General features: G+C 44.6%; 14 protein-coding genes. 7 read left to right on the forward strand and 7 right to left on the reverse strand.

Annotated elements, in window-relative coordinates; genetic code table 11:
- Positions 1 to 55: 55 nt before the first annotated feature.
- Genes R7P35_RS07130 through R7P35_RS07140 form a run of 3 tightly spaced genes read left to right on the forward strand, consistent with a single transcriptional unit; the run spans position 56 to position 2415 of the window.
- Positions 56 to 934: a LysR family transcriptional regulator gene (locus R7P35_RS07130; protein ID WP_025766872.1), complete on the forward strand. Its 879-nt coding sequence runs from the start codon at positions 56 to 58 to the stop codon at positions 932 to 934.
- 18 nt (positions 935 to 952) lie between these two features.
- A complete protein-coding gene (locus tag R7P35_RS07135) occupies positions 953 to 1780 on the forward strand; it encodes an NAD-dependent epimerase/dehydratase family protein (RefSeq protein ID WP_025766873.1) in 828 nt (275 codons plus the stop codon).
- Entirely contained in the window at positions 1777 to 2415 is a 639-nt protein-coding gene (locus tag R7P35_RS07140) for a YdcF family protein (protein WP_042522048.1), read from the forward strand. The genes R7P35_RS07135 and R7P35_RS07140 overlap by 4 nt, the downstream gene beginning before the upstream one ends.
- A 61-nt stretch (positions 2416 to 2476) precedes the next feature.
- On the opposite strand, the gene R7P35_RS07145 is transcribed toward R7P35_RS07140, so the two are convergent.
- Positions 2477 to 3055 (reverse strand): thymidine kinase, encoded by a 579-nt coding sequence (locus tag R7P35_RS07145; RefSeq protein WP_042522050.1) that lies wholly within the window; start codon positions 3053 to 3055, stop codon positions 2477 to 2479.
- 87 nt (positions 3056 to 3142) lie between these two features.
- Positions 3143 to 4525 (reverse strand): cysteine--tRNA ligase, encoded by a 1383-nt coding sequence (cysS, locus tag R7P35_RS07150; protein ID WP_005378155.1) that lies wholly within the window; start codon positions 4523 to 4525, stop codon positions 3143 to 3145.
- 202 nt (positions 4526 to 4727) lie between these two features.
- On the opposite strand from cysS, the gene R7P35_RS07155 reads away from it, so the two are divergent.
- From R7P35_RS07155 to R7P35_RS07170, 4 genes are all read left to right on the forward strand, one after another.
- Positions 4728 to 5222, forward strand: a complete 495-nt coding sequence (locus tag R7P35_RS07155; protein ID WP_005378156.1) for a peptidylprolyl isomerase — start codon at positions 4728 to 4730, stop codon at positions 5220 to 5222.
- Between the two features lie 60 nt (positions 5223 to 5282).
- The gene (gene lpxH / locus R7P35_RS07160) at positions 5283 to 6020 is read left to right on the forward strand and encodes a UDP-2,3-diacylglucosamine diphosphatase (protein ID WP_005378157.1); all 738 of its coding nucleotides are present in this window, start codon (positions 5283 to 5285) and stop codon (positions 6018 to 6020) included.
- Between the two features lie 98 nt (positions 6021 to 6118).
- The gene (locus R7P35_RS07165; RefSeq protein WP_017821720.1) at positions 6119 to 7333 is read left to right on the forward strand and encodes an EAL and HDOD domain-containing protein; all 1215 of its coding nucleotides are present in this window, start codon (positions 6119 to 6121) and stop codon (positions 7331 to 7333) included.
- An 87-nt stretch (positions 7334 to 7420) separates the two neighbouring features.
- The gene (locus R7P35_RS07170; RefSeq protein ID WP_031812834.1) at positions 7421 to 7936 is read left to right on the forward strand and encodes a YchJ family protein; all 516 of its coding nucleotides are present in this window, start codon (positions 7421 to 7423) and stop codon (positions 7934 to 7936) included.
- Between the two features lie 275 nt (positions 7937 to 8211).
- Here R7P35_RS07170 and hisIE read toward each other — a convergent pair whose 3' ends face one another.
- The 5 genes from hisIE to hisB are packed head-to-tail and all read right to left on the reverse strand — an operon-like array spanning position 8212 to position 12063.
- Positions 8212 to 8847 (reverse strand): bifunctional phosphoribosyl-AMP cyclohydrolase/phosphoribosyl-ATP diphosphatase HisIE, encoded by a 636-nt coding sequence (gene hisIE, locus R7P35_RS07175; protein WP_053307441.1) that lies wholly within the window; start codon positions 8845 to 8847, stop codon positions 8212 to 8214.
- Entirely contained in the window at positions 8844 to 9617 is a 774-nt protein-coding gene (hisF, locus tag R7P35_RS07180) for an imidazole glycerol phosphate synthase subunit HisF (protein ID WP_004749837.1), read from the reverse strand. Before hisF ends, hisIE begins: the two co-directional genes overlap by 4 nt.
- Positions 9599 to 10336 carry a 1-(5-phosphoribosyl)-5-[(5-phosphoribosylamino)methylideneamino]imidazole-4-carboxamide isomerase gene (gene hisA, locus R7P35_RS07185; RefSeq protein ID WP_053307442.1) on the reverse strand — a complete coding sequence of 246 codons (738 nt, stop codon included), beginning with the start codon at positions 10334 to 10336 and terminating at the stop codon, positions 9599 to 9601. Before hisA ends, hisF begins: the two co-directional genes overlap by 19 nt.
- A 12-nt stretch (positions 10337 to 10348) precedes the next feature.
- Positions 10349 to 10963, reverse strand: coding sequence for an imidazole glycerol phosphate synthase subunit HisH (gene hisH, locus R7P35_RS07190; RefSeq protein WP_017821716.1), 615 nt, complete (start codon positions 10961 to 10963; stop codon positions 10349 to 10351).
- 26 nt (positions 10964 to 10989) lie between these two features.
- Entirely contained in the window at positions 10990 to 12063 is a 1074-nt protein-coding gene (gene hisB, locus R7P35_RS07195) for a bifunctional histidinol-phosphatase/imidazoleglycerol-phosphate dehydratase HisB (RefSeq protein ID WP_005389832.1), read from the reverse strand.
- Between the last annotated feature and the right edge of the window lie 65 nt (positions 12064 to 12128).

Below are 12128 nucleotides of genomic sequence, written 5' to 3' on the forward strand. Positions count from 1 at the left end.
GAATTTTATCTATCATTTAGATAACCAAAAGTTAGATACCATCGGTTTAAGCGATATGTTTACCATCGAACAACTGCAAGCTTTCATTGCTACATCAGAAGCAGGATCATTTTCAGGAGCAGCTAGAAAACTGGGGCGAGCTCAATCTGTAGTGAGCCAGCACATCATGAATATGGAGATCGACTGTGGTGTTGAGCTTTTCGATCGATCAGGCAGGTACCCTAAATTAACTGAGAATGGCCTCGCTCTCGTACCCTATGCACAAGCAACAATCAGCCAACTCGACCGCCTAAACAATAGGGCATCGCAGCTCTTTTCCACGCCAACGAACAAATTAGCCTTAGCTATTGATGAAGGGATTCCTCTGACTCGCTTGCCGGATGTGCTAAAGAAGTTAGAGCAACGCTTTCCACACTTACAAGTTGAATGCTTAACGGCATCAAGCCCTGATATCATTGAATTGGTTAAGTCGGAACGCGCCACGACTGGGATTATTTTGAGTGATTTACAAATGCCAAGGCACATCGATTTCACCAATCTTGGCAATATTGCATTTGATGTCTATGTCTCTTCAACGCATCCTTTAGCAAAGCAGCAAATCACTCACATTGATCAACTAAAACAACATCGTCAATTGGTCATACGATCCAAAAGTGCAGAGCCATGTGGTCTCAATCAAGCATTTAGCCCAGATATCTGGTACGCTGATAACTACTATATTTTGTTGGAATTGGCGAATAAAGGGTTTGGTTGGTGCTTTCTACCACAGCATTTAGTCGCGTATTCACCTAATACATTAAAAAAAGTTGGGGATGATTTCACAAAACTGGCTTGGCAAGTCAATGTTGACCTTATTCAGCACCAGAAATGGCATTCAGATCCCCTCCATCAACAAGCCAAAGCAGAACTGCTCAACCTATTCGGGCAGACATAAGTAAGTAGGAAGACCCAAATGGCAAATACATTGATCGTAGGTGCAGGCTGGCTCGGAACTCCGCTAGCAGAAACATTGATGAAAGATGGACACTATGTTGTCGTCACTCGTCGTAGCCAAACTCGATTAAAAGAGTTACCCACCTCATTAACTCACTCCGCATTGTTCGATTTCAATCAATTGAACGCCACAGCACGGCTAGATGAGCTGCTCAAACAGCATCAAATTACGCACGTTATCGGTGCTTTTCCTCCAGGATTTCGTAAAGGACGCGGTCAAGAATATGCACAGCAATGGCAAATACTTGCCAACGCAGCTAAGCAAAACAACGTTGAAAAACTTCTCATGATCAGCTCTACCACGGTTTACCCTAACCTTGCTTCCGATATGGAAGAAGCTGACGCGTCACTCTCTTTAGCAGCCGAAAGCCCTTATTTCTCTGACAATGCACGTATTATGCTTCAAGCAGAGCAGCATGTTATCGACTCGAATATTAACTTTGTTATTCTACGTTGTAGCGGATTAATCGGGCCAGATAGACACCCATCTCGCTTTGCAGCAAGGCTTCAACAAGTTAGTCGTAAAGCACCAGCTAATATGCTTCATCAAGATGATGCTGTCTCGGCTGCGAAATTTGCCTTAGGCAATTTAAGCAACCAAGTCATTAACGTTACTACACCTCATACTGTCAGCAAGGCTGAGTTCTACCAAGCTGCCATAAACAAAATCGGAAGTGAGATACCTCTTCCACCCGTCACAGAGCAAGCTGACAAGCGTATTCTTGCTGACAAACTACTCTCACTTGGTTATCGATTTCACTTCAATTCAACTTTGGATGCGCTATGAGGCTCTATAGACATATAGAAACGCTTTGGGATTACATGCAACTCAAACATGAACTGAAACCTGCGGACTGTTTGTTTGTGATGTGCAGTAATGATGTGCGTGTAGCGGAGCACGCTGCCAAGCTCTACCACCAAAAGTTGGCACCTTTGATTGTATTTTCAGGGGGTGAAGGTCGCTTCACAGATGGACTGTTTGAAAAAAGCGAGGCAGAAACCTTTGCCGAGATTGCAAAGTTGTCGGGCGTTCCAAGTGAAGCAATTTTGCTCGAGACTAAATCCACAAACAGTGGAGAAAACGTTCGCTTTACTGAGCAACGATTAAAAGAGGAAGGAAAACAGTGTTCCTCGTTTATTCTGGTACAAAAACCGTTTATGGAGCGTAGAGCAATCGCGACATTTGAAAAACAGTGGCAGTCACCCTACACTCAGCTCCAAGTAAGCTCTGCGGCTCTTCCATTTTTTGAGTACATTAATGAAGACATGCCATTAATGATGGTGCTAGAAGCACTAATGGAAGATTTCTCTCGCGTGAAAAGCTATCCAGAGAAAGGATTTCAAACCGAGCAGAACATCCCTCAGCAAGTCGAATCTTCTTACCAGGCTTTACTCGAGCGATTTGGTTTTGACTTAGTCTAGCTTTTTCTAACCGACAAACAAAAAGCCACCAAGTACGGTGGCTTTTCTATATCAATACGGCTTATTTACCGAGCGCTTCTTTGTAATGTTGGCGGCATACGGAGACATACTTATCGTTACCACCGATCGCAACTTGATCGCCTTCTTTAATTGCCACGCCGTGTTCATCGGTACGAATAACCATATTCGCTTTGCGGCCGCAATGGCAGATTGTTTTGAGCTCAACCAGCTTGTCTGCCCAAGATAATAGATACTTACTGCCTTCAAAAAGTTCGCCTAGAAAATCGGTGCGAAGGCCGTAACACAATACTGGAATATGCAACTTATCAACGACTTCAGTAAGTTGATAAACTTGTTCTTTCGACAAGAACTGACACTCATCAACAAGAATACAGTGACGTTTTTCAACCTCATTCAGATCTGCGATCTCTTGATACAAATTGGTATCCTGACGAAATAAATGTGCGTCAGATTGAAGACCAATACGAGAGCTCACTTTACCGACACCAAAACGATCATCTAGCGCAGCCGTAAAAATAACTGGCGTCATGCCGCGTTCTTGATAGTTGAAAGAGGATTGAAGAAGCGTTGTTGATTTACCCGCATTCATTGCTGAGTAATAGAAATACATCTGAGCCACAGAGCATTACCTAAAGTTAAAGTTTTAATTTATGGAAATGGAAAATAAAAGGGCTGAATTATCAGCCCTTTAAAAATGAAAATTCAATTACTTACGACGCCACGTTGTGCCTTCTGGACCATCTTCCAGAACAATGCCCATTTCGGTCAGCTTGTCACGAGCCATATCTGCATTCGCCCAATCTTTCGCAGCGCGAGAGTCATTACGCAGCTTGATCAGAGCTTCAATTTCAGCCACTTCATCATCGTTACCCGCATCACCTTTTAGGAAGGCTTCAGGATCTTGGTGAAGAATACCGATCACGTCAGCTAGTTCACGCATTAGCGCACCGAGTTCGCTCGCTTTCTCTAGGTTTTCTGTCTTCAGGCGGTTAACTTCTCGCGCCATGTCGAACAGTACTGAGTAAGCTTCTGGTGTGTTGAAGTCATCGTTCATCGCTGCAGTGAAGCGAGATACGTATTCTTCACCACCAGCAGGCGCAGCGTTTAGGTCTAAACCACGTAGAGATGTGTACAGGCGCTCAAGCGAAGCACGTGCTTGGTTTAGGTTATCTTCGCTGTAGTTTAACTGGCTACGGTAGTGACCAGACATTAGGAAGTAACGCACTGTTTCAGCATCGTAGTGACCAAGAACGTCACGGATAGTAAAGAAGTTACCTAGAGATTTAGACATCTTCTCACGGTCTACCATTACCATGCCGCTGTGCATCCATGTGTTCACGTATTGTGTATCGTGTGCACAGCATGATTGTGCGATTTCATTTTCATGGTGTGGGAACTGAAGGTCAGAACCACCGCCGTGAATGTCGAAGTGGTTACCTAGGATTGAAGAGTTCATTGCTGAACACTCAATGTGCCAACCTGGACGACCAGGACCCCATGGTGACTCCCACGTTGGTTCACCCGGCTTTGACATCTTCCAAAGTACAAAGTCTAGAGGGCTGCGTTTTGCTGTTTCGATATCAACGCGCGCGCCAGCTTGAAGCTGATCAAGGTCTTGCTTAGAAAGCTTGCCGTATTCGTTGAATTTACCTACTTCAAACATTACGTCACCGTTATCTGCAACGTATGCAAAACCGCGCTCGATTAGCTTCTCAACCAATTCGATGATTTCAGCAATAAACTGTGTCGCACGAGGTTCAACGTCCGGACGTTTCATGTTCAGCGCATCAAAATCAGCGTGCATTTCACCAATCAAACGCTCAGTCAATGAATCGCAAGACTCACCATTTTCTGCGGCACGTTTGATGATCTTATCGTCGATATCTGTGATGTTACGTACAAACGTCAGATCGTAGCCCAAGTAGCGAAGGTAACGTGATACAACGTCAAAAGAGACGAAAGTACGACCGTGACCAATGTGACAGAGATCGTAGATGGTAACTCCACAGACATACATACCGACTTTGCCAGCTGTAATTGGTTTGAATTCCTCTTTCTGTCTTGTGAGTGTGTTATATATCTTTAACATGATCTCTATCTATGATTGTGAATGAATAAAAGAAGATGAGTATATCAACTCCAACCTAGTTAGGTAATAGCAATTAACCGATAAAACGATAATCGGCTAAACTTCAAGCACAAAACGAAGAATTTCCTCTTCCTGAGTTTTTAAAGCACTAGAACTTAGGCTAGAATCTCGGGCTCAACACAACACAGTAAAGGAAAGTAGCATGATCACCCTTCACACTAATTTTGGTGACATCAAGATTCAACTAAACGAAGAGAAAGCGCCAGAGACAAGCGCAAACTTCCTTCAGTACTGCCGCGACGGTTTCTACGACAACACGCTTTTCCACCGTGTTATTGACGGCTTCATGATCCAAGGTGGTGGTATGGAGTCTGGTCTACGTGAAAAAGCGACTCGTGCACCTATCAAGAACGAAGCAAACAACGGCCTAAGCAACAAAGTGGGTACACTTGCTATGGCACGTACTATGGAGCCGCATTCAGCAAGCTCTCAGTTCTTCATCAACGTAAACAACAACACATTCCTAGACTTCCGTAGCGAAAGCCTAGATGGTTGGGGTTACTGTGTGTTCGGTGAAGTAATCGAAGGCATGGACATCGTAAATAAGATCAAAGGCGTTAGCACTGGTTCTTACGGCATGCACCAAGACGTACCTCTAGAAGACGTAGTAATCACTGGTACAACAATTGAAGAGTAATTCTTAGGAATTATTTTTAAAAGATAAGTTAATGGGGAGGCATAGCTTCCCCTTATTTCTATGACGACATTATTTATTTCCGATCTTCACCTTACCCCATCACGTCCTGATATCACGGAATGTTTTGTGACGTTCATGCGAACAGAAGCAACAAAAGCTGATGCACTTTATGTACTCGGCGATCTGTTTGAGTTCTGGATTGGTGACGATGACAACACCCCTTTTGCAGACCAAATCCGTGCAGAATTTAAAGCACTGACGGATGCGGGTGTGCCAACTTTTTTCATCCAAGGCAATCGAGATTTTTTACTCGGCAAACGCTTTTGCAAAGAAACCGGTATGACATTACTCGACGATGTCTGCACGATTGATCTTTATGGTCAAAAAGCCGTAATCCTACATGGCGATACGCTCTGCATTGACGATGTGAAATACCAAGAGTTTAGAAAAACCGTTCACAAGCCATGGCTACAATGGTTGTTTAACCGTATTCCTTGGTTCATTAAGAAGAAAATTGTCTCAAAAGTTCAATCCGATATTCGTGATGATAAAATGAGCAAGTCATTAGATATCATGGACGTTAACCAAAATGAGGTCGAGAAAGTGATGTCTCAGAACTGCGTCAACATAATGATTCATGGTCACACACATCGCCCGAACACACATTTTTTTGACGTCGATGGCATTAAAAAGACCCGAATTGTTTTAGGGGATTGGTATACGCAAGGCTCAGTTTTAAAAGTAAATTCTGATAGTTTTGACCTGCAAACGAGACCGTTCATACAGAATTTGCGTTAAGCATGTAGAGCGTGTAGAAGATTCACGCTCAAGTCGTAGATATTTTGTAAAAAATCGCTATTATCATAATACTAAGTTAAACAGAACGAAGTACCTAATTGAAGTATTCTTACGTAGCTCGCCAACCGATTCTGGATAGAGAAAAACGAACCATAGGTTACGAACTCCTCTTTCGAGACGGCCCTAAAAATACCTTCCCTGAAGTAGAACCAGAGCTGGCTACTAGTCGACTGCTATCCGATCATTTTTTGTCGACGCATTACAACACATTAGGAAACAAACTTGGCTTTGTTAACTTTCCGCATCAAAGCTTGGTGAACTTGGTCCCAACTTTGTTTCCTAAAGAATCTCTCGTCATTGAAGTCCTTGAAGACTGCCAACCGACAGAAGAACTGTTAGAAGCCATCAAGCACCTTCATGAGTGCGGGTACAAAATTGCTCTGGATGATTTTGTTCCGACGAAAGCTTGGAAGCGTTTTCTTCCATACGTTTCCATGATCAAGTTTGATATTAGACTTGTGCCGATCAAGAAAGCTGCCATTTTTATTCAGGCGTTGAGCCCATTTAAAATCGACTTTCTTGCGGAAAAGGTAGAGACCTATGAAGAGTTTGAGCAAGCTCTAGAAGCCGGTTTTAACTATTTTCAAGGGTATTTTTTTAGCAAACCTGAGATGATCCAGAAAAAACGGTTGAACCCCGCGTTTCTTACCGTCATCCAACTTTGTAAAGAGATTGCAGATAAGCCCATCGACTTCAATGAGGTTGAACGTCTGTTTTCGATTGATGTGACGCTGTCATACAAGCTGCTTACTTACGTAAATTCAGGATATACATTAACGACTAAGATCAAATCGTTCAGACAGGCGCTTATTTATCTGGGTGAAGAGCGACTACGACGCTTTATTTCCTTAGTTGCAATTGCCTCCGTTCAAGAAGATAAACCTGACTCTCTTTACTCTTTAGCGATTCAGCGTGCACGAATGTGTGAACTGCTACTTAGTCAAATGAACACTAGGTATGACCCTGGGCAGGCTTTTTTGACAGGCATGTTTTCTTTGCTCGGATCTTTGCTCGATCAACCGCTCTCGGATGTCATTGAAGATATCCCCGTTGACGAAGATATAAAACTCGCATTAACCAGTCGAAAAGGCGTACTTGGTCACTTACTTTCGATGACGATCGCCTACGAACAAGCGGACTGGGAGTTAGCCGAGCGATATTGCACCGTTCTTAAATTAACCGAACCTCAATTAGCAGACGCTTTTAATCAATCGACGGAATGGGCTCAAGAACTGCTGTCTCAAACGCCCTAAACGGCTATAATGCCCCAAAGAATACCTGCGACCTCACTTATGTGGGGTTGTTTGTTTTTACCGCTTAATTAATCGAGATTTCATTTTATGGCTTCTTCTTGTCCTTGCGGCTCTAACCGCACCTACCAACAGTGTTGTGAAATTGCCCACAATAACCACGCTGACGTCACCACTCCGGAGCAGCTAATGCGCTCTCGTTACAGCGCGCATGTGTTAGGTCTAGTGGATTACGTGGTGAACACATACCACCCAAGCTGTAATGCAGAAGAGCAACGTGAAGGCATTGCCCAATCTATCGACAGCGATTGGTGCAAGCTTGAAGTTGTAAAAACAGAAGCTGGCAGTAATGACAATGAAGGCTTTGTAGAGTTTAGCGCTTATTTTGATGAAGACGGCAAACGCTACTGTATGACAGAGCGTTCTCGTTTCGTGAAAGAAAATGGGCTTTGGTACTACATTGACGGCACGTTTCCAGAAGAAGAGCTAGAAGAAGAACCAGAACAAGATCCTCGCCTAAACCAACCAGTGAGTAGCCTAAAAGTAGGTCGTAACGACCCGTGTATCTGTGGAAGCGGTAAGAAATTTAAGAAGTGTTGTGGGTAAGATCATCCACTCCTAGCTTATTGAGCTCGATTTAATTGGATTCTTGACTTCGCCTAGGTTCGTTGGAGTGACGTGAATATATGTACCTATTTGAAGTAAATAACTCTACTGCAAGTACCATTAGAAAATATACCGTCATTCTGAACAGCGAGGGACGAGCGTGATTCAGAATCTAATCGCCACCAGCACTGTTGCCGGTTTTTGCCCCGAATCAAGAACACTAAAGTAAAAAGCCCCTAGGCTCGAGAGCATAGGGGCTTTCACTTATCGCAAGCTTACTTATGACGCTCTTTCAGTTTGTTCACTACGTCATTCATCGATAAGCCTTGGTCTTGAAGCAATACCATTAAGTGATAAATCAAATCTGCAGATTCACACACTAACTCCGCCTTATCGCCCGACGTCGCCGCAAGCGCGACTTCAACGCCTTCTTCGCCCACTTTTTGCGAAATACGCTTGGTGCCACGGGCATAAAGACTGGCAGTATAAGAGGAATCTGGGTCGGCACTCTTGCGGGCAGCCAATAGCTGCTCAAGTTGATGAAGCCACACCATTTGTGACTCCTCTTGAGGGTCCACATCCCAGCAAGTTGTGTTACCCAAGTGACACGTAGGACCAATGGGATTCACTTTCACCAGTAGCGTATCGTTGTCGCAATCGAGCTGAATGTTCACTAGTTGCAATACGTTGCCGGAGGTCTCACCTTTCGTCCAAAGACGCTGCTTGGTACGAGAGAAAAACGTCACTTGACCTGTTTCGCCCGTTTTTGCCAACGCATCTTGGTTCATATAACCCATCATCAGCACTTGGCTTGATTGGAAATCTTGTACGATAGCAGGTACCAGACCATCCACCTTTTCCCAGTTGATTCGCTCAACTAGCGAACTTACTTCGGCGGCTTTCACACTCATAGTCGTACCTCAATGCCTTGTTGTTTCAAATACTGCTTTAGTTCACCAATATTGATGACTTGTTTGTGGAATACCGATGCGGCAAGCGCGCCATCCACATTTGCTTTTTGGTATGCTTCCGCAAAGTGCTCCATAGCACCTGCCCCACCCGATGCAATCAATGGCACGTTACACACTTCACGCACCATGTTAAGTTGTTCAATATCGTAACCGTTACGTACGCCGTCTTGGTTCATCATGTTCAGTACGATTTCACCAGCGCCACGCTTTTGTACTTCTTGCACCCAATCACGTGTTTCCCATTGAGTTGCTTTGGTGCGTTCTTCATCGCCAGTAAACTGGTAAACCTGATACTTGCCTGTCTCTTTGTCGTAGTATGAATCGATACCAACGACGATACATTGCACACCAAACTTATCAGCAAGGTCAGTAATCAGTTGCGGGTTAGCCAATGCAGGTGAGTTAATAGACACTTTGTCTGCACCAAACTCAAGAATGCGCGCTGCATCTTCCGCTGATTTAATACCACCAGCGACACAGAAGGGAATATCAATCACTTCAGCAACGCGAGCGACCCAACTTTTGTCAACGACACGCCCATCACTTGAAGCGGTAATATCGTAGAACACAAGCTCGTCAGCGCCTTCTTCCGCATAACGCTGCGCCAGAGGAACGATGTCGCCAATGATTTCGTGGTTGCGGAACTGGACGCCCTTCACCACTTGTCCATCACGAACATCAAGACATGGAATTATTCGCTTTGCCAGCATGCAAATGCCTCCTCTGCTGTGAATTTACCATCTAACAGCGCACGACCAACAATCACACCAGCCACACCGCTGCCTTTTAGTGCTTCGATATCTGCTAATGAGCCAATGCCACCTGAAGATTGAAACTGCACTTGTGGGTACTGTTTACATAGGTCGACATAAAGCTCTACGTTTGAGCCTTCTAGCGTACCGTCACGAGAAATGTCCGTACAAAGCACGTGCTGCAAACCTACCGTCAGGTAATCGTTGATCAGAGCTTCGATAGTCACGCCTGAATCTTCTTGCCAACCAGAAATCGCTACTTTACGTGTGCCGTCTTGATCGATGTTGATGTCTAGCGCGAGAACGATTTTCTCTGCACCGTATTTTTCCATCCAACCTTTCACAAGCTCTGGCTGTTTTACTGCTGTTGAGCCAACGACAACACGCTGAGCCCCCGCTTCTAGCAGCTCAATCACGTCTTGCTCTGTGCGCACTCCGCCACCGATTTGGATGTTCGCTGGCGTGCTTGCTAGTAGCTTTGCAATTAAATCAAGTTGACGTGCTGTCGTGTCTTTCGCGCCAGTTAAATCCACCAAGTGCAGCCAGTTAGCACCAGCTTGGTGGTACAAGTTGAACTGCTCTGCTGGGTCGACTTTGTACTCAGTTACTTGGCCGTAATCACCTTGATAAAGGCGAACCACCTGTCCTTCAATTAAATCAAGAGCTGGAATAATCACACTAAATCCCTTTTATAATTCTAAGAAGTTTTGAATAAGCTTCGCGCCCGCTTTTGAAGAACGCTCAGGGTGGAATTGCACGCCGTAATAGTTACCGCTTTGTACTGCTGCTGTGAACGGGTTGCCGTATTCACATTCCGCAATCGTGTAATCCCCAACAGGCATCGCAAAGCTGTGCACGAAGTAGAAATACTCTCCTTCTTCAATATCTTTGAAAAGTGGATTACCTGCTTTTGCAGAGACCGTGTTCCACCCCATATGCGGCAACGGCAAATCGCCAGTTTGTAGTAGCTTCACTTCGCCATCACAAAGTCCAAGACACTCAACTAACTCGTCGGCTTTCTGCCCTTTCTCTTGAGACACTTTGCCCAACAGTTGCATGCCTAAACAGATACCTAGTAATGGCTTTTCTACCTGTTTTACCAAGCTGATCAGATCGCGCTCTTCTAGGTTCTTCATCGCTTCGCTGGCGGTTCCCACACCCGGTAGGAATAGCTTATCTGCGGATAATACGACTTGCGGATCTTTTGAAATCGTTACGTCATAGCCTAGGCGTTCAATGGCAAACTTCACCGAAGAAACGTTGGCACAGCCAGTATCGATAATGACAACTTTCTGTTCTGTCACTGTTTTTCTCCTTGCTAACGTTAGCCTTAAAGCACGCCTTTACTACTTGGTAGCTCAGTGCCTTCTACTTTGATTGCTTGGCGTAACGTACGACCAAACGCTTTAAATAGACTTTCAATGATGTGGTGATCATTGTTGCCCGCAGAAGAAAGGTGCAACGTACACGCTAATGTGTCAGTCAGAGAGCGGAAGAAGTGAACCACCATCTCTGTTGAAAGATCACCCACTTGCTCACGACTAAACTGCGCGTCGAACTTAAGGTAAGGACGACCTGATAGGTCTAGTGCGCATTGCGCCAAACACTCATCCATTGGCAAGCTAAAGCCAAAGCGACCAATACCACGCTTGTCACCCAGTGCTTCTTTCAACGCTTGACCCAACGCAAGAGCGGTATCTTCTACTGTGTGGTGATCATCAATGTGCAGGTCACCTTCCACTTTGCACACCATTTGGAATCCACCGTGCGTCGCAATTTGATCCAGCATGTGGTCAAAAAAGCCAAGACCTGTAGAAATATCGTTACCGCCTTGCTCGTCAAGATTAACGAATACTTTAATGTCTGTTTCTTTTGTGGTGCGAACCACTTCAGCAACGCGAGCCTTCACCGTGAGATCTTTTAGGATCTGTTTCCAACCCATGGTTTCTGGGTTGTATTGAATGCCACGAATTGCCATGTTTTCTGCAAGTTGAAGATCGGTTTGACGATCGCCAATCACAACAGAGTTTTGAAAATCCACTTTGCCACCTTGAAGGTACTCTTTTACCAAGCCCAATTTAGGCTTACGGCAAGAGCAGTTATCTTCATCGAAGTGAGGACAAATCAGCACATCATCAAACTTCACACCTTGAGATTCAAAGATCTCCATCATCATGTTGTGTGGTGCATCAAAATCAGCTTGTGGGTAGCTGTCGGTACCCAAACCATCTTGGTTCGTGACCATCACTAGACGGTATCCTGCATCCTGCAACGACAGCAGGCTTGGGATAACAAATGGTTCTAGTTTTAGCTTATCTAAACGGTCTACTTGAAAATCAATCGGCGGCTCAACAATTAAGGTGCCATCACGGTCGATAAAAAGGATTTTTTGTTGTTTGCTCACTCGAACTTCCTTATTGCTATTCTTTTGGCGCTCCCGCTATTTAGCGAGAGCGATAAATTCTGTCT

Source organism: Vibrio sp. Vb0304 (assembly GCF_033338995.1).
Taxonomy (GTDB): Bacteria; Pseudomonadota; Gammaproteobacteria; order Enterobacterales; family Vibrionaceae; genus Vibrio; species Vibrio alginolyticus.

Bases quoted from the DNA above. Each gene is read 5' to 3' on its own strand.
- lpxH (WP_005378157.1), top strand. From the start codon at position 5,283: ATGACGACATTATTTATTTCCGATCTTCACCTTACCCCATCACGTCCT.
- R7P35_RS07155 (WP_005378156.1), top strand. From the start codon at position 4,728: ATGATCACCCTTCACACTAATTTTGGTGACATCAAGATTCAACTAAAC.
- R7P35_RS07135 (WP_025766873.1), top strand. From the start codon at position 953: ATGGCAAATACATTGATCGTAGGTGCAGGCTGGCTCGGAACTCCGCTA.
- R7P35_RS07170 (WP_031812834.1), top strand. From the start codon at position 7,421: ATGGCTTCTTCTTGTCCTTGCGGCTCTAACCGCACCTACCAACAGTGT.
- R7P35_RS07140 (WP_042522048.1), top strand. From the start codon at position 1,777: ATGAGGCTCTATAGACATATAGAAACGCTTTGGGATTACATGCAACTC.
- R7P35_RS07130 (WP_025766872.1), top strand. From the start codon at position 56: ATGTTTACCATCGAACAACTGCAAGCTTTCATTGCTACATCAGAAGCA.
- cysS (WP_005378155.1), bottom strand. From the start codon at position 4,525: ATGTTAAAGATATATAACACACTCACAAGACAGAAAGAGGAATTCAAA.
- hisF (WP_004749837.1), bottom strand. From the start codon at position 9,617: ATGCTGGCAAAGCGAATAATTCCATGTCTTGATGTTCGTGATGGACAA.
- hisIE (WP_053307441.1), bottom strand. From the start codon at position 8,847: ATGAGTGTGAAAGCCGCCGAAGTAAGTTCGCTAGTTGAGCGAATCAAC.